Genomic DNA, 19,255 nt, shown 5'->3' on the forward strand with positions numbered 1-19,255 from the left:
CGGCCGGCGCGCACGCCGGCAGGAAAACGCGAGGACTTGGGGTTGAACATGGGTCGGTTGCGCTTGCGTGGGCTTAGAACGTGATGTTGGTCCGCACGCCGATCACGAACGTATTGCGCAGCGGCGCGGTCGGATCCTGCGGATTCTGGCCGGCGCCTGCGTTGAACGTGTATTGCGCGTCAGCCTGGAGAATCCACCACGGCGTGACCTGATACTGATAGGTGGCTTCGAGCGCGGTTTCCTGCGTGCGCACGCCGTACGGACCGCCGGTGAACATCTGCTGGTCGAGGTCGAGGTTGTGCACGTTGTTGCCGACCTTGATGTAGGTGGCGGCAAGGCCCACGCTGTCGTTATCGCGGCCCTTGAACGGCGCCTTCATGACGATGCCGACGTTGGCCGCGAGGCTCACGAGATTGCGGTCGCCGGGCGCGCCCATCACGCGCGCGAATACGCCGATGCTGCGCGGCTCGTCCGGATCGGGACGCCAGATCATCTGGTCGGCCACCGCATAGAAGCTGTAGTTGCCCTGGTGCTGCGCCGGGATGCCGGTCGAAGCCGGATTCGCGAGCGAAAGGCCCGTGTTGTCGAAACGCTGGTCGGCAAACGAGTTGGTGTTGTACCAGAAGCCAACCTTGTAGGTGCCGGGCAGGCCGTGATTGTCCGCACTGACCAGCTCGCCTTCGGACGGCTGGTTGATGGCGTACTGCAGCTCGCCGATCCACAACGTGCCGTTGCGCAGATTGAAGTTCGTACCACTAAGGTTGTTCGGATCGTTGCCGAGCGGGTCGCCTGAGAACACGCCTGCGAGTGCCGTCAACGAAGGTGTGATCTGCCCGCGCACGCGCACGCCGAGACCGGCGAGCGGATAGGCGGGACCGCCCGAGGGCATGTCGTACGAAGGCAGCGCCGGCCAGCCGAACATCGTGTTGATGAAGAGCGCCCCGTACTGGCTCACGATGAATTCCTGGTCGAGACTCTGCTGACCGATCTTCACGTCGAGGCGCTTGTTGAAGAACGATTGCTGGTACCACAGCTCCCACAGGCGCGTGGTCGGCGTCGCTTCGATGCCGCTCGCCGTGTTCAGCGTGCCGAGGTTCGACGTGCTCAGGTTGGTGCCGTGGATCTGCAGGGCACTCACGTTGAAGAGGCCGCCCGGAATGCCGAGCGCCTTGCTCGTGTCGACCTGAACCGTTGCCGTTGTGAGGCCGTCGTACGCGCCGCCGGTCTTGAGGCCGCCGCGCAGGTTCGCGAGGTACTCGCTCGTCTCCGTGAGCTGGAACGTCACCCCGTATTTGCCGAGCCACGGCCGCAGGCCGCCCATGTCGCCGAGCATGTTCTGGCGCGTCCAGAAGCCCGTCCAGAAGTTCGACGGCTGCGCTTGAATGGCGAGGTCGGCTTCCGGCGCTTCTGGCGCGGCGTCGGGGTTCGCGTTGCTCTGGGCGCGTGCGGCTCCGCTCGCGAAAGTCACGCTCGCGGCAAGCACGGCAATGGCGCGCCACGCCGGTGCGCGCCGACGCGCCGGGCGGCCCGGCGCTGCGCTGCGCGAGCAGGCGAGCGCAGGCACGCGGACGGTTCGGGTCAATTCCATCGTATTCCTTACTTATTGAAATGTTTGCTTGATCGATCGCGTTGGCATTTGTTATTCGCAAGCCGCTGAATACCCGACATCTCCAGACGGCGCCATCGTACTAACAGTAAATGCGAGCGTCAACAAAAACGAGAATGATTCGCAACTGTCTTACGCCTGTTTTACGCAGGATCACAGGCATTCTTGCGAAGTGCTTTCATTTGTGTATTTGCAGATTACAGATCGTTAGCGTTCGATGAATCAGTCAGGCGAATGAAGTCGCTTATCATCGCGTGTGTGTACGCATGTTTTGCCGCACAAACTTCAAGACAAGCTGGCTCCATGACCGACATTTCCCCAGGCTACGAACTCGATCTCGACGCGTACTTCGCCCGCATCGGCTACGACGGTCCACGCACCGCGACACTCGCCGTGCTGCGCGAACTGCAGCGTCTGCACCCGCTTGCCATTCCTTTCGAGAATCTCGATCCGCTGGCGGGACGGCACGTATCGATCAAGCTCCCGGACATCGTCGCGAAGCTCGTGACGAAGCGGCGCGGCGGCTACTGCTTCGAGCACAACACCTTGCTCGCGCACGTGCTCATGCAACTGGGTTTTACGGTCACCCCGCTCGCCGCACGTGTGCTGTACGGTCGTGAGCCCGGCGCGCGCACGCCGCGCACGCATATGCTGCTGCGCGTGGAGGCGCAGGGCGATACCTGGCTCGTCGACGGCGGCTTCGGTGCCGCGACGCTGCGCGCGCCGCTCTCGTTCTCGACCGATGCGGAACAGCCGACGCCGCACGAACCGGCGCGGCTCGTGACGTTGTCGGCGAACGAGCGCAAGCTGCAATTGCACGATGGCGAGAAGTGGTTCGATCTCTATCGCTTCGAATTGACGCCTGCCGAGTGGGTCGATTACGAAGTGGCGAACTGGTACACGTCGGCGTCGCCCGAGTCGTTCTTCACGTTCAGTCTGATCGCGTGCATCGCGCGCGAAGGCGGCCGCGCGATCCTGTTCAACGAGCGTTTTACCGAGCGCGATGCGCAAGGCCAGGTGAGCGAGGAGCGTAACCTCGCCAATGGAGCGGAACTCGCGCACTGTCTGCGCGAACGCTTCGGCATCGATCTCGCGGGCGGCGACGCGGGGCAGCGTATCGATGCCGACGCGCTATATGCGCGCATGACGTCGCACAGCGCCACGCAGTAGGCGCGAGCGAACGCGAGTCAGCGTCCCCGCGCGCAAGGAGGGCATCATGACTGAGCTGAAAATGACGAAAGCGCTAATGGCGAAGCTGTTCGTGCAAGTCGTAGCCTGGTTCGGATTGATGGGCGTGCTGTTGTTCGTTTCGGCGGGCACGCTGGCGTGGACGGCGGCGTGGCTCTGGCTCATCGAGTGGGCGTTGTGCGGCGTGTGGATCGGCCTGTGGCTCGGGCGCGAAGATCCGGGTCTCCTGGTCGAGCGGCTCGCGCCGTTCGCGCAGCGCACGCAACAGCCGTGGGACCGCGTGTTCATGCTGTGCGTTTCGGTGGGCTTTTGCGCGTGGCTCTGCCTGATGGGAATCGACGCCGTGCGCATGGGCTGGTCGCGCGTGCCGCTATGGCTCAGCGTGCTCGGCGCCATCTTCATCTTCGTCGATATCTACGCGACGCGCGCCGTGTTCGCGGCGAACCGCTTTGCGGCGCCCGTGGTGAAGATCCAGAGCGAACGCGGGCACACAGTCAGCGATACCGGACCGTATGCCTATGTGCGCCACCCGATGTATGGCTTCGCGTTGCTCTTTCTCGTCGGCACGCCGCTCATGCTCGGTTCGTGGTGGGGGCTTGCGTGCGTGCCCGTGATGGTCGTGGGGATCGGCTATCGCGCGGTGCGCGAAGAGCAAACGCTGGCGGAAAATCTGCCCGGCTACCGCGAGTATCTGGCGCGTGTGCGTTATCGCTTCGTGCCGGGCATCTGGTAGTGAGAGATTAGCTCGTCGAGGGCGAAGTCAAGGCTTGCGCGTAACGCCGATAAAGCCAGGCAAGTGCCGTGGTGGTGAGCAGCGCAAACACGATATTGCCGATGCTTTGGCCAATGGCGAGCGCGGTGAGCCACCCCGGCTGCCGCACGATTTCAGGCGTGACGCCCGCGAGGCCCATACCGATCAGCACGATCAGGCCGCACACCGCAATGGGCAGCGCGGCGACGAAGGTGACGCCAAAGAGGCTCCAAAAATGCCCGCGGCTGTCGCGCCAGGCGGCGCTGAAGGCGATCTTGCTGCCGACGGCGAGCGCCGGAAAGAGCAGCGAGAGGCGCACCGCCACGAACATCCAGATCGCAATGACCACCAGAAAGAGGAACGCGGCGCCGCCCTGGTATTGAGGCCGCAGCACGACCCACAGCAAGAGCGCGAAGGCACCGAGCGCGACCGCCAGAATGAGGCCGACCGCGAAAATACGCAGGAACGGCCTGGCCCCGGCCGGCATGAGCGGCGCGCTGCGCTCGCCTAGCAGCACGAAGCGCGAGATCTTGAGCGTGAACCAGAGGTAGAGAAGCGAATTCAGGAGCGAGGCGAGATTGCCGAGCGCAATGAGTCCGGCGGAAGGCGTTGCGCCTTCCGCCGGTACGGGCCGCCCGGCAAGCCCGAACCAGCCGAGCGCCGCGTAGATCACAAACGTTCCCGCAAGGAGAACCGGCATTTGCACGGCGGCCTGCCAGGCGCTCGCCCATGCGCGCTTGACGCATTCCATGAAGGTCATCTGTTGCATGAGGTTTTCGCACGGGTAACAGAGAGCCTACAGTCTAACGCGGCGCCGCGAAATCGAGGGCGCTCGTGCGAATCCGCGCGTGCAACTCACTTCACGGCGAACAGCGTGAGGTTCATGAAGACCTTGAACGCGAACCCGAGCGAGACGGCCGCGCCCACGCCCGCACACCAGAGGAGTACGAACCAGAGCCAGCCGGGCAGCGCGCGGCGCACCGTGTTAGTGGTAGTGATGGGTGTCGCCATGACGCACCTTGCCTCTAAAGACCCAGTAGCCGAGCATCGTGTACGCGAGGATGACCGGCAGAATGAACGCTGCGCCCGCAAGCGTGAACATCTGGCTCTCGCGCGGCGCGGCCGCTTCCCACAGCGTGAGGCCCTGCGGAATCGCATACGGCCACAGGCTCACGAGCAGGCCCGCATAGCCGAGCAGCACGAGACCGATAGCTGCGATGAAGGGCGTCTTGTGATGGCGCGCATGCACGGCCCAACGCATCCACGCGGCGCAGGCGAGCACGAGCAGCGGCACCGGCGCGAGACGCCAGAAGAGGCCCGAACGGAACCAGCGTTCAGCGATGGCCGGGTCCTGCAGCGGCGTCCACAGGCTCACGAGCGCGATGAAGCCGAGCAGCATGACCGTGAGCGGCCAGACGAGCTTGCGCAGGCGGCGCTGCAGGTCGCCCTCGGTCTTCGCGACGAGCCAGCAGCAGCCGAGCAGTGCATAGGTCGCGACGAGCCCGAAACCGGAGAGCAGGCTGAAGGGCGTGAGCCAGCCGAAAGCGTCGCCGGCGAACTGGCCGCCGTCCATTGGAATGCCTTGCAGGAATGCGCCGAGCGCGATGCCCTGGAAAAACGCCGCGCCCGTCGAGCCGCCGATGAACGCGAGGTCCCACAAGTGCTTCGTGCGATTGGCCTTGGCGCGGATCTCGAACGACACGCCGCGGAAGATCAGGCACGCGAGCATGAACACGAGCGGCAGGTAGAGCGCGGAGAGCACGGTCGAGTACACCACGGGGAACACGGCGAAGAGCCCCGCGCCGCCGAGCACGAGCCAGGTCTCGTTGCCGTCCCACACGGGGGCGACCGTGTTCATCATGAGATCGCGCTCATCCTCGTCGGGAAAGAGCGGAAACACGATGCCGATGCCGAGATCGAAGCCGTCCAGCACCACGTAGAGAAGAACGCCGAGCGCGATGATCGCGGCCCAGATGACGGTGACATCCATTTGCTTGCTAGCCTCGTAACGATGAATGCGGGGAGCCTCAGGCGTCGATCAGCTGATCGGCGGCGCACATGGGGCGGCGCGCGGTCTGACTCGCGCTGAGCGCAGGGTGGGCCACGCGCGGTTCACGTGGCTCGCGGGGCGCATGCGGCTTCGGGTCGGGCAGCGCGGGACCTTTGCGCAGAAGTTTGAGCAGATAGTAAATTCCCGTGCCGAATACGAGGAAGTACACCGCCACGAACGCCATCAGCGAAATGCCCACCTGCTGGGCGGTGAGCGGCGACACTGCCTGCGCCGTGCGCATTACGCCGTAGACCACCCAGGGCTGACGGCCGGCTTCGGTCGTAACCCAGCCCGCGAGCAGCGTGATGAAGCCCGTCGGTCCCATGGCGAGCACGAAGCGCTGGAACCAGCGCGATTCGTAGAGCGTGCCGCGGCGGCGCAGCACCCAGCCGATCACGCCGAGCAGGATCATCAGGATGCCTAAACCGACCATGACGCGGAAGCTCCAGAACAGCAGCGGCGAATTGGGCCGCTCGTCGGCGGGGAAGGACTTGAGTCCCTTGATCTCGCCGTCCCAGCTATGCGTGAGGATCAGGCTGCCCAGGTGCGGAATGGAAACGGCGTAGCGTGTCGTCTCGGCCTGCATGTCGGGAATGCCGAACAGATTGAGCGCGGTGCCGCCTGGTTCGGTGTCCCAGATGCCTTCGATCGCGGCGATCTTGGCGGGCTGATATTCGCGCGTATTCAGGCCGTGCGCATCGCCCACGAAGGCTTGCACCGGCGCGAGCACGAGCAGCAGACCGAGCGCCATCGAGAACATCTTCTTGATGGCGGGGTCGCGGCGTCCCTTGAGCAGATGCCACGCGCCGCTGGCGGCCACCACGAGCGCGGCCACGATGAACGCGGCGATCGCCATGTGCGCAAGGCGGTACGGGAACGACGGATTGAAGATGATCTTGAACCAGTCCACCGGTACGACATGGCCATCGACGATCTTGAAGCCTTGCGGCGTCTGCATCCAGCTATTCGAGGCGAGGATCCAGAACGTGGAGATGAGCGTGCCGATGGCGACCATCAGCGTCGCGCCGAAGTGGGCACGCGGGCTCACGCGGTTCCAGCCGAACAGCATGATGCCGAGGAAGCCCGCTTCGAGAAAGAACGCGGTCATGACTTCGTACATCAGCAGCGGCCCGGTGATGGGGCCCGCGAACGACGAGAAGCCGGACCAGTTGGTGCCGAACTCATAGCTCATGACGACGCCTGAGACGACGCCCATGCCGAAGGCCACGGCGAAGACCTTCGACCAGAACAGGCAGAGGTCCTTGTAGAACGGCTGGCGCGTTTTGAGCCAGCAGGCTTCGAGCACGGCGATGAAGCTCGCGAGGCCGATGGAGAGCGCCGGAAAGACGATGTGAAACGAAACGGTGAAGGCGAACTGCAGCCGGGCCAGGTCGAAGGCGGAAAGTGACGTGTGCATGTACGTGTCTGTTGCTTGCTTACCGGGAAAAGCGCGGAAGAAACGTCGCACGGCGAGGCAGTGGGGGCGCTGCGCTTCTCGTGCGATGGACGTAAGCGTAGGGGAACGGCGAAGGTTTTGCTGCGCTGCGACGTGCGCCAGCGTGTCGCAGTCGTCAATATCAAAGGGACGAAAACCTGCGCTAACGCATTGATACAGATCAATTTAGATTAAACACTCGTTGCGCAGCGGGGATGTGCGCAGAGCGTCGCGATGCGTCAATACACCGCGCTGCCGCATCGGGTGCGGCAACGTGCCTCGGCGTGCGGCTTCGGGATTCGTGCGGGGGAGAGGTCAGGCGCGCCTGGCGGCGTGAGCGACGCGTACGGCGCCAGGCGGAAAAGATCAGGAATGCGATAGAAGTGGCGTCAGCGCGGATCGCTCCACAGCTTGCCGGCCGTCGCCCAGTTTTCCGGCTTCACGTCGTGGAAGATGATGTCGACGGATTGTGGCTCGACGCCGAGCACCTTGCAGGTGGTCTCGGTCAGGGCGGCGGCGAGCTGGCGTTTTTGTTCGACGCTGCGTCCTTCGAACATTTCGATGTGGAATGTCGGCATGCGGGTCTCCTTGAGAAAGTGAGTGACGCGACGGATGGGCGCGATCAGTCGCGGTATGACGAATCGATGCGATCGAGCTTGCGCAACAGCGCGGGCCATTCGAGCACGCCTTCGATCGCGCCGCCGTCGCGCAACTGCTCGGCCGTGCGTTCGGCCACCCCGGGCGGCGGCACGACGAGCGGCACGCCGCCGGCCTGCGCCTGCAGCTGGATTTCGCAGGCCTTGATGAGCGTCGCCATCAGCACGTAGGCTTCGGCCACTGTGCGGCCGGTGGTGAGCGTGCCGTGATTGCGCAGCAGCATGGCCGGCTGCGCGCCGAGGCTTGCCGTGTTCGAGGCGCGCACTTCGTCGAAGGCGAGGCCGAACGGATTGATGAGAAAGCGGCCCGCCTCGCCTGGTATGGCGGCGGAAACATGCGTGTAGATCAGGTCGTCCCAGCCGTTGAGTGCGATGAGGCGGTAAGCGGCGGCGAGATCGACGCGCAGTTGCTGCTCGGCGGTGGAGCGCGGCGCGGTCTCGGCGCAGGTGCTCGTCGGACGATGGGCGAAAGACATGGCGATTCCTTCAGCGGACGATGGGTTCTTCAGGCGGCGTCGATGGCGCAGGGCGCAGGCGTCGCGCTGCCGCGTGCACACTCCAGCTTGCCAGCACGAACGGCGCGGTCAGCGCTGGCAGTCCGCAGCGCACGGCGGCCAGATGCAGGGCTGCGGCGAGCATGGTCGCATAGATCGCGGCGCGTGTGCCGAGCGCGCAGACCGCGAGCGCGGCAAGCGCGCCGTTGAAGCCGGCGAGGCCCGCGCCGAAGGCGTCCGGGCTCGCGCCGCACGCGAGTTCGAGCGTGCTCGCGAGCGCCGCGCCGCCGAGCGCATAGGCGGCCGCGCGCCGCGACGACCAGGAGAGGCCAGCGAGCACGCACAGGCCCGCCGCTGCGCCCGAGGCAAAGGTGGTCTGCGCGAGGCCGCTCAACACGCCGGCGGCGGCGTGTGCGGCCGCGGCGAGCGGTGTGCCGCGCGGGGCCAGCGGGGCTGCGGCGATTGCGCTGGCGACGGGAGCGCTGCCCGGGTGCAGCGGCAGCCAGATCCAGGTCGCGATGAGGCAGGGGACGGAATACAGCCCGAGCCGGGCGCGCGCGAGGTGGCGGTCCAATGGCCCGGCGATCCACGCGCTCGCACCGCCCGCGATGAGGGCAAGCGCGGCCGCCGTGCCCGCATCGCCGACGAAGGTGAACGCCGCGAGCGCGGCAAGCGCGCCGTTGAAGCCGGCGAGGCCGTCGCGGATCGCCGCGTTCGCATGGCCCGCCACGACCGAGCAGACGTTGGCCGCCGCGGCGCCGAGCAGGGCGGCGAAAGCCAGCCGCCAGTCGGTGAGCGCGAGCGCTGCGAGCAGGCACGCGCCCGTTCCCGCATGCGCCTGCAGCACGATCTGGCCGAGGCTGCGCAAAAGCGCACCGACGGCGGCGGTATCGGCGGTACGGGCAGTGGCGCCGGAAGCGGCGCAAAATCGGGCGGACATGGCGAAGGCGTGGCGGGCGGGTACGGGCCGGTGCGGCCCCGCTGAGAGGCGCACGGCCGGCCAGAGTGCGAGCATAGGCGATGCGGACCGCCTCGCGCATGCGCGTGGGTTGATAGTCGCTATTTGTTGACGGGTTACGATACGCGCAAGGCGGTTGTCGTGATTATCCAGAGACAGTCTGCACGGGAGGCGAACGATGCGTGAAGTGCGTTGGGCATCCGAGACGGGCGAGGGTATCGAGCATCTGGCGTTCGATGCGCATTGCGGCCCGAAGTTTGGCGAAAAAGGCGACACGATCCGCGCGGAAAGCGTGGTCATCGGCGAGCGCTACGGCAAGTCCTATGGCCTGTGCTACGCCATCGAGTGCGACGCGCAGTGGCGCGTGCGCTGGGCGGCGCTTCGCGTGATGGGCGGCGGCTCGCTCGTGCTCCACAGCGACGGCAAGGGCCACTGGACCGACGGCGAGGGGCGCGCACTGGAAGCGCTCGACGGCTGCATCGACATCGACATCGCCGCGACGCCGTACACGAACACGCTGCCGATCCGGCGTCTGGGCCTCGCGCGCGGCGAGCGCCAGCCGATCCGTGTGGTGTACATCGCCGCGCCCGAACTGGAGCCCAAGCCTGTCGAGCAGGCCTATGTGTGCATCGAGCGCGACCGCGAGTATCGCTACGAAGGCATCTTTCGCGACTTCACGGCGAACCTGCGCGTGGATGAAGATGGGCTCGTGATCGACTATCCGACGCTGTTCCGGCGTCTGCCGCCGCCGGCCCGATAGCACGCGGCGACACCACGCTTACACCGCGCCGCCTGGACTCTTGCCGAACAGCAGTTGTTCGACCAGCGTGTTGTCGATGGTTTCGTTGTTCAGCGTGCGAGCGAGCAGTTCGCCCGCGAGCAGTTGCGGCGAAAACACCATATCCGGCTGCAACAGGCGCAGCCGCTGCAGGTTGCGGCTGTCGTTGACGAGCGCCACGGTGCGCACCTTCGGCGCGATCTCCTTGATGGCGAGAATCACGAAGGCATTCTCGGCGTCGTCCGAGCGCAGCGCGAGCGCGGCGAGCGCGGTTTCCGCGCCCGCGTTGTGCAGCGTGGCGGTGTCGCTCGCATCGCCGACGATGAGATCGGCCTCCGGTGGATAGTTGTGCGGAATATTGGGCGCGACGATCACGGTCGCCGCGTAGCCGCGCTTGAGGAGCCCTGCGTACACGCTATGTGCGAGCGGCGACGCACCGACGATCAAATAGTGGTTCTTGCGGGTCACGTTGGAAATGCCTCCCTTCACGATGCGTTTCAAATGGCCGCCGATCACGGGCCCGATCACAGCGCTGATCGACGTCGCGAACACGGTGATGCCGAGCACGATGATCGAAGCCGTAAAGAGCCGCGCGGTGTCCGAGCGCGGCACGATATCGCCGTAGCCGACCGTGGACATCGACACGATCGAGAAGTAGAACGCCGTGACGAGGTTGCGGATAGGCGGGTCGAAATCGTCGCCGAGATACAGCGAGCCGAACACCGCATAGACGATCAATGAGCCAATGCTCAGGAATGCGAACAGCGAGCCCGCGGCGACGCTCGCGCGATCGAAATGGCGCCAGTAGTAGATCAGCGCGCAGGCAAGCGCGAGTGAGAAGCCGGCGAGCGCGTGGCTGCGATAGTCGCCCCACAGACAGATGCTGGCCGCGCCGGCGAGCAGCACCAGTGAAAGCACCCAAGCCACGCGCGCCCGCAGCGCGATGCCGAACGACATCATCGTGAGGCCGGTCGCGACGAGCGCCTGGGGCAGCGCGAGCACGCCGAACGCGTTGATGAGCGTGATCCAGTCGTCGAACCAGTTGCCGCGCGCGTGTTCGAGCGCTTTCTGCGCGACCGGGCGCACCAGCAGCAGGCCGTCGATCACCAGCAGCACGGCCAGGTAGCCGTGCGGCACGAGCCCTCTGGCGTAGCCGCGCGGGCGGCGCGCGTACGCGCTCATTGCTGCGCGTGTTGCGTCGGCTGTGTCGGTTGCTCGGGCTCCGCCGGTTGCGTCTGCACGATGTGCAGCTCGCGCGTGCGCAGGGGCAGCGAGCAGTGCGCGTCATTGAGCACCTGGCGGACCTTGCGCGACAGCTCCCAGCGCATCTCCCAGAAGGTGTCGATGTTCGACCACACGCGCACGTTGAGCACGGCGGTGCTGTCGTCGAAACGCGTCACCATTACTTGCGGCGCGGGCGAGGCCAGCACGCGCGGGTCGGCGGCGGCGAGCGTGCGCAATGCGTCGATGGCGCGGTTCACGTCGTCGCGCACCGACACTTCCACTTCGAGGTCGAGCCGACGCGTGGGATTGCGGCTGTAGTTGCGGATCGAATTGCTCCACAGCGCGCTGTTCGGTACGTATTCGCAGATGCCGTCCGGTTTCGTGAGGCGTGTAGTGAAGAGGTTCACTTCCTCGACGGTGCCCGCGACGCTGGCGCCGGCGCTGCCATCGATATAGTCGCCCACCTTGAACGGCCGCAGCAGCAACAGCATGATGCCGGCCGCGATGTTCTGCAGCGTGCCTTGCAGCGCGAGACCGATGGCGAGGCCGGCCGCGCCGAGCACCGCGACGATGCTGGCGGTCTGGATGCCGATTTGCGAAAGCGCGCCGATCACGGCAACGAGGCGCACGCCCCACACGGCGGTGTCGCGCACGATGGGGCGCAGCGTGGGATCGATGCCGCCGCCGCGCCGCTTGATCCAGTTGCCCACGCGCCGGGAGAGCCACCAACCGAACCAGAGGATCGCGAAGGCCGCGCACAAGCGCAGCGCGAGCGCGGAGAGCGCGTCCCACAGGAAGCCCCAGTTGGACGGGTGCAGGTGTTCGAGGAGGGGTTGCATGGCGAATCAGTCCTTGTCTGCGGAGCCGTGGGTCCGGCTCCGTTGCGAAAGGACGTATTGTACGAGCGGCGTTTCGCTGGCGGCGCGCGTGTGGCGTGCCGCCATGCGTTTGAGCGCCGGGCGTCAGCCCTTGGGCGGTGTGTCCGCGCCCGGCCCGAGCGTGCGCTGCATGAGCGCGGTGTCGCGCCACTCGCCGTGCTTGAAGCCGACACCACGCAGCGTGCCGGTCAGCGAGAAGCCCAGGCGCTCGTGCAATTTGAGCGAGCCGCCGCGCGGGTCGGCGACCACGGCGATCATCTGCCGCCACGGGCCCGCCTCGCAGCGCTCGATCAGCGCGTTGAGCAGCGTGTGGCCGAGTCCGCGGCCGCGAAACGCCTCGTCGATATAGATCGAATCTTCGACCGTGAAGCGGTACGCCGGACGCGGCCGGTAGGGCGTGGCGTAGCAGTAGCCCGCCACCTGGCCGTCGATCTCGGCGACGAGCCAGGGCAGGCCATGTTCGCGCACGGCGGCGTGGCGACGCAGGAGTTCGTCGAGCGTGGGCGGCGTCTCCTCGAACGACGCCGTGCCGTGCAGCACGTGGTGTGCGTAGATCGCGGCGATGGCGGGAAAGTCGTCGGCGGTGGCGTCGCGCACGTGCGCGTCGGGGTGTGGGTTCATCGGTTGGAGCGAGCGCGAAGGCAAAGGAGAAGGAGGTTTGCGTTCCTCACTATGCCTTGCGCAGGCGCGCTTTTGAAGCGTGCCAAAAAAGCCCGGTCTAGACGCGCTGCGTGCCCGCGCGATTCGCGACAGCGGAAGCGCCGCCTGCGCGCCCGAAGCGCCGTGCGCCGGCCACGCACGCGATCACCACGGCGGTGACGGCGATCATCGCGGGCGGCACGGCTTCGTGCAGCAGCAGCGCCGCGAGCACGAAGCCGAAGAACGGCTGCAGCAACTGCAACTGCCCGACGCCTGCAATGCCGCCGAGCGCGAGCCCGCGATACCAGAACACGAAGCCGATCAGCATGCTGAAGAGCGACACATAGGCGAGCCCCCACCACGAGGCCGCGCCCACCGCGGCGAACGACGCGGGCCGCAGCCACCACGCGAGCGGCGCCATCACGGGCAGCGAGATCACGAGCGCCCAGCAGATCACCTGCCAGCCGCCCAGGCGCCGCGAGAGCCGCGCGCCTTCCGCATAGCCGAGCCCGCATACGACGATCGCGCCGAGCATGAGCGCGTCGCCGAGCGGCGAGGCGTCGATGCCATGACGCAGCGCGAACGCCACCACGGCGGCGCTGCCCGCCGCGGAAAAGATCCAGAAGGCCGGCTGCGGACGCTCGCCCGCACGCAACACGCCGAACACGGCCGTGGCGAGCGGCAGCAAGCCGACGAACACGATGGCGTGCGCCGAACTCACGTGCTGGAGCGCGAGCGCGGTGAGGAGCGGAAAGCCCACCACCACGCCGAGCGCGACGATGACGAGCGGCCAGACCTCGGCGCGCGCGGGCCGTGCGGCGCGCAGCGCAAGAAGCAGCAGCACGCTGATCATGCCCGCGATGGTCGCACGCACGCTGGTGAGGAACACGGGGGCAAAGCCGAGCACGGCGAGCCGCGTGGCGGGCAGCGAGCCGCTGAAGATGAGGAGGCCTGCGAGGCCGCAGAGCCAGCCATCGGTGGTGGAATCGAGCGTTTTGCGCATGGATGGGCTTGGGCAAGAGGAGCATCGGTGATCGGTCCGCTGATGATGCGCGCCGCGCCGCGGGAAGGTAAGCTACAGATCAGTACAATTTGTTCAAACTGTATTGAACGCGGAGCAGTACAGATGAAAGACAGAGCGAGGACGCAAGCCCTGCCCATGACGCGCGTCGAGCAGGTGATGCAGGCGCTGCGCGAGCGCATTGCCGCGCGCTCGCTGGCTGCGGGCGCGCGCGTGCCGTCCATCCGGGCGATGAGCGGGCAGCTTGGCGTGTCGAATTCGACGGTGGTGGAGGCCTACGAGCGCCTCGTCGCCGAAGGCGTGCTCGTCGCGCGGCGCGGCGCCGGATTTTTCGTGGCCGGGCACGCGCCGCCGCTCGCGCTCGCCGCGCTCGGGCCGCAGCTCGACCGCGAGATCGATCCGCTCTGGCTCACGCGCCAGTCGCTGCAGACCGAGGCCGACGCGCTGCGTCCCGGCTGCGGCTGGTTGCCCGCCTCGTGGCTGCCGCAGGACGCCGTGCGGCGCGCGCTGCGCGCCCTTGCACGCGACCCGCGCGCGCCGCTCACCGATTACGCGTCGCCGCTCGGCCTGCCGGCGCTGCGCCAGCAGCTGGCATGGCGGCTCGGCCAGCACGGCGTGGAGGCCGCGCCCGAGCAGATAGTGCTGACTGACGGCGGCACCCAGGCGCTCGACCTGCTGTGCCGCTTTCTGCTGGAGCCGGGCGACGCCGTGCTCGTGGACGACCCGTGCTACTTCAATTTCCAGGCGCTGCTGCGCGCGCATCGCGTGCGCGTGGTCGGGGTGCCGTACACGCCGACGGGCCCGGATCTCGCCGCGTTCGAGCGCACGCTGGCTGAATCGCGCCCGCGCCTTTACGTGACGAACTCGGCGGTCCACAACCCCACCGGCGCGACGCTCGCGCCCGCGGTCGCGCATCGCCTGCTCAAGCTCGCGGAGGAGCACGACCTTCTGATCGTCGAGGACGACATCTTCGCCGACTTCGAAATCGAGCCCGCGCCTCGCCTCGCGGCCTTCGACGGGCTCGCGCGCGTCGTGACGATCGGCAGCTTTTCGAAGACGATGTCTGCCGCGGCGCGCTGCGGTTTCATCGCGGCGCGCGCCGACTGGATCGAGCCGCTCGTGGATCTCAAGCTCGCGGTCTCGTTCGGCAATGGCGAGATGGTGGCGGAACTCGTGCACCGCCTGCTCGTGGACGGCACGTATCGGCGGCACCTGGACGGCTTGCGCGCGAAGCTCGCCGACGCCATGGGCGAAACGCTGCAGCGGCTTTCGGCGCTGGGCCTGAGCGCATGGACGCGGCCGCAGGCGGGCCTATTCGTATGGGCGCAGTTGCCGGACGGACTCGACGCGGCGCAGATCGCGCGCGAGGCGCTGGTGGACGGCGTGGTGCTCGCGCCGGGCAACGTGTTCAGCGTGTCGCGCAGCGCGAGCGATTTTCTGCGTTTCAATGTTTCGCAGTGCAATCGTCCCAAGGTCTACGAAACATTGCAGCGTGCGATGGAGCGGGTGGCGCAGCCGGCATGAAGCGGCTGCGCCCGAGCATCACGGTTCGTGACGCAGATAGCCTTCCTTCGACGGATCGCGCATGCGCCACGAGACGATCAGCGAAATCGCGCACAGCGCGGTCACGTACCAGTAGAACGTGGACTCGCTGCCTGCCGACTTGAACCACAGCGCGACGTATTCGGCCGAGCCGCCGAACAGCGCGTTCGCTACCGCGTACGAGAGGCCCACGCCCATCGCGCGCACTTCGGGCGGGAACATCTCCGCCTTGATGAGGCCGCTGATCGACGTGTAGAAGCTGACGATCGCGAGCGCCACCGTGATCAGCGCGAACGCGGCCACGGGGCTCGCCACGTCTTTGAGCGCATGCATGAGCGGCACTGTGCCGATCACTGCGAGAGCGCCGAACAGGATCATCGACGTGCGGCGGCCGATCTTGTCGGACAGCGCACCGAACACCGGCTGCATCAGCATGTAGACGAAGAGCGCGCAGGTCATCACGTTGCTCGCGGTTTTCGCGTGCATGCCGGCCGTGTTCACGAGGTACTTCTGCATGTAGGTCGTGAACGTGTAGAAGATCAGCGAGCCGCCTGCGGTGAAGCCCACCACCGTCAAGAACGCGCCCTTGTGTTGCCAGACGCCGCGAATCGTGCCTGCGTCGCGTTTGTGGCGCGACTCGCTCGTCGAGGTTTCGTCGAGCGATTTGCGCAGATAGAGCGAGATCAGCGCGGCGAATGCGCCGACCACGAACGGAACGCGCCAGCCCCAGGCCTTCAGTTCTTCGGTGGAAAGCGTCTGCTGCAGGATCACGAGCACGAGGAGCGCGCAGAGTTGGCCGCCGATCAGCGTGACGTACTGGAACGACGCGAAGAAGCCGCGTCGGCCCTTGAGCGCGACCTCGCTCATGTAGGTCGCGCTCGTGCCGTACTCGCCGCCCACCGAAAGCCCCTGGAAGAGCCGTGCGACGAGGAGCAGGAACGGGGCGAACGCGCCGATCTGCGCGTAGGTGGGCAGCATGGCGATCACGAGCGAGCCGCCGCACATCATGAGCACCGAGATCATCATCGCGCTGCGGCGGCCGTGGCGGTCGGCGATGCGGCCGAACAGCCAGCCGCCGATCGGGCGCATGAGGAAGCCCGCGGCGAACACGCCGGCGGTGTTGAGCAGCTGCGTGGTGGTGTTGCCGCTCGGGAAGAACGCGGGCGCGAAATACAGCGCGCAGAACGAGTAGATATAGAAGTCGAACCACTCGACGAGATTGCCCGACGAGGCGCCGACGATGGCGAATACGCGTCGCCTCGTGTCTTGCGCGGATAGCGTGGTTGGGTCGGTCTGGACGTCCATGGGCGGGTCTTCTCCTGGTTTGTGTGTTTTATGGCGAACGGCCGTCATGCGGCCGTCGCAAGAGTTGCATCGCGCGCCGCCGGGTCCCGGCGCGCGATGCCCGCGATTTTAGCTAACTGTAATTAAATGTGTGGAAAATGTAATGTCGGTGTGAACGGGGCCTGAATGGGCTCCGTCAGGCCGACTAATGCCGGTTCTCAGGGCAAAAAAAGCCAGCGGGGAGACGCTGGCTGGAGGGGAAAAAGCGGGGGAACCGCGCTCAATGCTGCTTGCGCAGCGGCACGTCACGCAGCAGCCACGACAGCGCGAATGAGAACACCACCACGACCGCAGCCGAGAGATAAACCGTGTGCAACGCCCCGGCGAACGCATCGAGATACTGCGCGTGCAGCGTGGGCGGCAGATGGTGGATCACGTCGGGTGTGAGCGGCTGCGGCAGTTCCACGTCGGCCGTGAGCACCTTTTCGAGCCGCGCGTGCAGCCCGTGGGAGAACACGGCGCCGAACGCGGCCACGCCGACCGAACCACCGATCGAGCGGAACAGCGTCGCGCCCGATGTGGCCACGCCCATATGGCGAAATGCCACCGCGTTCTGCACGGCGAGGATCAGCACCTGCATCACCATGCCGAGGCCGCAGCCGAGCAGGCCCATGTAGACATACATGAGGTGAATCGGCGTGTCGATCTGCAGGCGCGCGAGCAGCATCATCGCCACGGCCACGAGCGCCGTGCCCACGATCGGGAATATGCGGTACTTGCCGATCTTGCTGATGATGCGGCCCGTGATGATCGACATCACGAGCACGCCGCCCATCATCGGCAGCATCTGCATGCCGGCCTGCGAGGGCGTCGAGCCCTTCACCACCTGCAGATAGAGCGGCAGGAACGTAACCGAGCCGAACAGCGACACGCCCACGATGAAGCCGATCAGGCTCGCGAGCACGAAGGTGCGCTGGCGGAAGAGTTCGAGCGGCAGGATGGGCTCGGCGGCGTGCTTTTCCTCGTGGATGAAGCCCGCGACAGCGACGATGCCGAGCAGCAGCGTGAGCCAGAGCGTAGGGGACGTCCACGGCAGCAGCGAGCCGCCCTCGCTCGTGAAGAGGATCAGGCAGGTGAGGGCGGCGGCGAGCCAGCCCGCGCCCATGTAGTCGATCACATGCTTCACGTGCGCGGCGCGCGGCTTGAACACCGCGCCGATCACCACGAGCGCGATCGCGCCGAGCGGCAGGTTGATGTAGAAAATCCAGCGCCACGACAGATGCTCGACGAGAAAGCCGCCGAGCAGCGGCCCGATTACCGTCGCGATGCCGAATACACCGCCGAACATGCCCTGATACTTGCCGCGCTGCGCGGGCGGGATGACGTCGCCGATCGCGGCCATCGTCACGACCATCAGGCCCCCGCCGCCAATGCCCTGCAAGGCGCGCAGCACGATCAGCTGCTCCATGTTCTGCGCCACGCCGCAAAGTGCCGAACCGATCAGGAAGATCACGATGGCGGCCTGCAGCACGATCTTGCGCCCGAACAGGTCGCCGAACTTGCCGTAGAGCGGCACGACGATCGTCGAGGTGAGCAGGTAGGCCGTGACGACCCACGAGAGCCGGTCGAGCCCGCCCAGCTCGCCGACGATGGTGGGCAGCGCCGTCGAGACGATGGTCTGGTCGAGCGCGGCCAGCAGCATCACGAGCAGGAGCGCCGGAAACAGCAGCCGGATCGGTGGATGGCCGCCGGTATCGGCAGCCGGGCCCGACGCCAGCACCGCTGCATTCGCGTGAGTGCCGACCCCCGCCGTAGCGGGCACAGGGTGTTTCGTGCTGGGTTTCATCGTGTCCGTCTATCTTGAAATTAATTAATTCGGAGGTTAATATTAGGACAATTATTCCAGTTGGTCAAAATTCATTTTGTTACCGGGCAGGACACCTATGAACGCGCCAGAACCTTCCTTCGACAGCGCAGGCGGCACGCCAGGCCGGGCCGCCGCGCGCCGTCCCGGCCGGCCGAGTGGCGGCGTGGGCGGGGCGGAACAGCGCGCGCGTCTGATCGAAGCCGCACTCGCGCTGTTCGCACGCCAGGGCATCCTCGACACCTCGCTCGCTGCCATCGCCCGCGAGGCGGGCGTGACGCCGGCGATGGTCCACTACTACTTCAAGACGCGCGATCAACTGATCGACGTGCTGATCGACGAGCGTTTCGTGCCGCTGCGCGAGTCGCTTGGCGACATCTTCGCGGAGCATCCCGACGATCCCGTGGCGGCGCTCACTGCGCTCGTGCAGCGCTTCGTGGCGCTGGGGCAGCGCAATCCGTGGTTTCCGCCGCTGTGGGTGCGCGACGTCATCAGCGAGGGCGGCGTGCTGCGCCAGCGCATGCTCGAGCGCCTCGGCCGCGAGCACCAGGAAACGGCCCACACGGCCATTGCGCGCTGGCAGCGCGAGGGCCGGCTCAACGCGGCGCTGGAGCCTGCGCTGCTGTTCCAGTCGCTGATGGGCCTGACGCTCTTGCCGCTCGCCACCAGCCAGATATGGCGCGGCGACGCGCAGCAGCCGCACGTGGGCGTCGAGGCGGTCGCGCGCCATGCGGTCGCGCTCATCACCCAGGGCGTGGGGCCAGGGCGCATCGACGCACGCACCGATACGGGCATTGATACGGATTAGCCGCCAGCGCGCGCCGTGGTACGCTCCGGGACCTTTGCGGCACGCCCCGTGCGCGGTGCCGCGCGAATGTTTCCCGGTC

At 66.6% G+C, this 19,255-nt stretch carries 19 protein-coding genes; 5 read left to right on the forward strand and 14 right to left on the reverse strand.

What is annotated here, in order from left to right:
• Positions 1–73 precede the first annotated feature (73 nt).
• Positions 74–1,588 carry a carbohydrate porin gene (locus tag AB4Y36_RS37110; protein WP_342950245.1) on the reverse strand — a complete coding sequence of 505 codons (1,515 nt, stop codon included), beginning with the start codon at positions 1,586–1,588 and terminating at the stop codon, positions 74–76.
• Positions 1,589–1,909: 321 nt separating this feature from the next.
• On the opposite strand from AB4Y36_RS37110, the gene AB4Y36_RS37115 reads away from it, so the two are divergent.
• Both AB4Y36_RS37115 and AB4Y36_RS37120 read left to right on the forward strand, forming a co-directional pair.
• Positions 1,910–2,776: an arylamine N-acetyltransferase gene (locus AB4Y36_RS37115; RefSeq protein ID WP_368606184.1), complete on the forward strand. Its 867-nt coding sequence runs from the start codon at positions 1,910–1,912 to the stop codon at positions 2,774–2,776.
• Positions 2,777–2,822: 46 nt separating this feature from the next.
• Positions 2,823–3,527 (forward strand): isoprenylcysteine carboxylmethyltransferase family protein, encoded by a 705-nt coding sequence (locus AB4Y36_RS37120; RefSeq protein WP_368685599.1) that lies wholly within the window; start codon positions 2,823–2,825, stop codon positions 3,525–3,527.
• A 7-nt stretch (positions 3,528–3,534) separates the two neighbouring features.
• On the opposite strand, the gene AB4Y36_RS37125 is transcribed toward AB4Y36_RS37120, so the two are convergent.
• The 7 genes from AB4Y36_RS37125 to AB4Y36_RS37155 all read right to left on the reverse strand — a co-directional run bounded on the left by AB4Y36_RS37125 (position 3,535) and on the right by AB4Y36_RS37155 (position 9,120).
• Positions 3,535–4,314, reverse strand: coding sequence for a hypothetical protein (locus tag AB4Y36_RS37125; RefSeq protein ID WP_141710897.1), 780 nt, complete (start codon positions 4,312–4,314; stop codon positions 3,535–3,537).
• Between the two features lie 86 nt (positions 4,315–4,400).
• A complete protein-coding gene (locus AB4Y36_RS37130; RefSeq protein ID WP_321927253.1) occupies positions 4,401–4,556 on the reverse strand; it encodes a hypothetical protein in 156 nt (51 codons plus the stop codon).
• The gene (gene cydB, locus AB4Y36_RS37135) at positions 4,531–5,535 is read right to left on the reverse strand and encodes a cytochrome d ubiquinol oxidase subunit II (protein WP_368685600.1); all 1,005 of its coding nucleotides are present in this window, start codon (positions 5,533–5,535) and stop codon (positions 4,531–4,533) included. The genes AB4Y36_RS37130 and cydB overlap by 26 nt, the downstream gene beginning before the upstream one ends.
• Before the next feature lie 37 nt (positions 5,536–5,572).
• Positions 5,573–7,012, reverse strand: a complete 1,440-nt coding sequence (locus AB4Y36_RS37140; protein WP_368619145.1) for a cytochrome ubiquinol oxidase subunit I — start codon at positions 7,010–7,012, stop codon at positions 5,573–5,575.
• 407 nt (positions 7,013–7,419) lie between these two features.
• Positions 7,420–7,608, reverse strand: a complete 189-nt coding sequence (locus AB4Y36_RS37145) for a 4-oxalocrotonate tautomerase (RefSeq protein ID WP_028205614.1) — start codon at positions 7,606–7,608, stop codon at positions 7,420–7,422.
• Between the two features lie 44 nt (positions 7,609–7,652).
• Positions 7,653–8,162 carry a class II aldolase/adducin family protein gene (locus AB4Y36_RS37150; RefSeq protein ID WP_069268732.1) on the reverse strand — a complete coding sequence of 170 codons (510 nt, stop codon included), beginning with the start codon at positions 8,160–8,162 and terminating at the stop codon, positions 7,653–7,655.
• Between the two features lie 10 nt (positions 8,163–8,172).
• The gene (locus AB4Y36_RS37155) at positions 8,173–9,120 is read right to left on the reverse strand and encodes an urea transporter (protein ID WP_368685601.1); all 948 of its coding nucleotides are present in this window, start codon (positions 9,118–9,120) and stop codon (positions 8,173–8,175) included.
• Between the two features lie 196 nt (positions 9,121–9,316).
• On the opposite strand from AB4Y36_RS37155, the gene AB4Y36_RS37160 reads away from it, so the two are divergent.
• On the forward strand, positions 9,317–9,898 hold the full coding sequence (locus AB4Y36_RS37160) for a putative glycolipid-binding domain-containing protein (protein WP_368685602.1): 582 nt from the start codon (positions 9,317–9,319) through the stop codon (positions 9,896–9,898).
• Positions 9,899–9,916: 18 nt separating this feature from the next.
• On the opposite strand, the gene kch is transcribed toward AB4Y36_RS37160, so the two are convergent.
• From kch to AB4Y36_RS37180, 4 genes are all read right to left on the reverse strand, one after another.
• Positions 9,917–11,098 carry a voltage-gated potassium channel protein gene (gene kch, locus AB4Y36_RS37165; protein ID WP_342950253.1) on the reverse strand — a complete coding sequence of 394 codons (1,182 nt, stop codon included), beginning with the start codon at positions 11,096–11,098 and terminating at the stop codon, positions 9,917–9,919.
• Positions 11,095–11,979 carry a mechanosensitive ion channel family protein gene (locus tag AB4Y36_RS37170; RefSeq protein WP_254319528.1) on the reverse strand — a complete coding sequence of 295 codons (885 nt, stop codon included), beginning with the start codon at positions 11,977–11,979 and terminating at the stop codon, positions 11,095–11,097. Before AB4Y36_RS37170 ends, kch begins: the two co-directional genes overlap by 4 nt.
• 123 nt (positions 11,980–12,102) lie before the next feature.
• The gene (locus tag AB4Y36_RS37175) at positions 12,103–12,639 is read right to left on the reverse strand and encodes a GNAT family N-acetyltransferase (RefSeq protein ID WP_069268736.1); all 537 of its coding nucleotides are present in this window, start codon (positions 12,637–12,639) and stop codon (positions 12,103–12,105) included.
• A 97-nt stretch (positions 12,640–12,736) separates the two neighbouring features.
• On the reverse strand, positions 12,737–13,660 hold the full coding sequence (locus AB4Y36_RS37180; protein ID WP_368685603.1) for a DMT family transporter: 924 nt from the start codon (positions 13,658–13,660) through the stop codon (positions 12,737–12,739).
• A 123-nt stretch (positions 13,661–13,783) separates the two neighbouring features.
• On the opposite strand from AB4Y36_RS37180, the gene AB4Y36_RS37185 reads away from it, so the two are divergent.
• Positions 13,784–15,202, forward strand: a complete 1,419-nt coding sequence (locus AB4Y36_RS37185) for a PLP-dependent aminotransferase family protein (RefSeq protein WP_368685604.1) — start codon at positions 13,784–13,786, stop codon at positions 15,200–15,202.
• An 18-nt stretch (positions 15,203–15,220) separates the two neighbouring features.
• On the opposite strand, the gene AB4Y36_RS37190 is transcribed toward AB4Y36_RS37185, so the two are convergent.
• Both AB4Y36_RS37190 and AB4Y36_RS37195 read right to left on the reverse strand, forming a co-directional pair.
• The gene (locus AB4Y36_RS37190) at positions 15,221–16,525 is read right to left on the reverse strand and encodes an MFS family transporter (RefSeq protein WP_342950256.1); all 1,305 of its coding nucleotides are present in this window, start codon (positions 16,523–16,525) and stop codon (positions 15,221–15,223) included.
• A gap of 259 nt (positions 16,526–16,784) precedes the next feature.
• On the reverse strand, positions 16,785–18,350 hold the full coding sequence (locus AB4Y36_RS37195) for an MDR family MFS transporter (protein WP_368685605.1): 1,566 nt from the start codon (positions 18,348–18,350) through the stop codon (positions 16,785–16,787).
• Between the two features lie 97 nt (positions 18,351–18,447).
• Here AB4Y36_RS37195 and AB4Y36_RS37200 point away from each other — a divergent pair, with 97 nt between their 5' ends.
• Positions 18,448–19,176, forward strand: coding sequence for a TetR/AcrR family transcriptional regulator (locus AB4Y36_RS37200; protein WP_342950258.1), 729 nt, complete (start codon positions 18,448–18,450; stop codon positions 19,174–19,176).
• The last annotated feature ends 79 nt before the right edge of the window (positions 19,177–19,255 follow it).

Source organism: Paraburkholderia sp. BR10936 (genome assembly GCF_040965735.1).
GTDB classification, from domain to species: Bacteria; Pseudomonadota; Gammaproteobacteria; order Burkholderiales; family Burkholderiaceae; genus Paraburkholderia; species Paraburkholderia nodosa_A.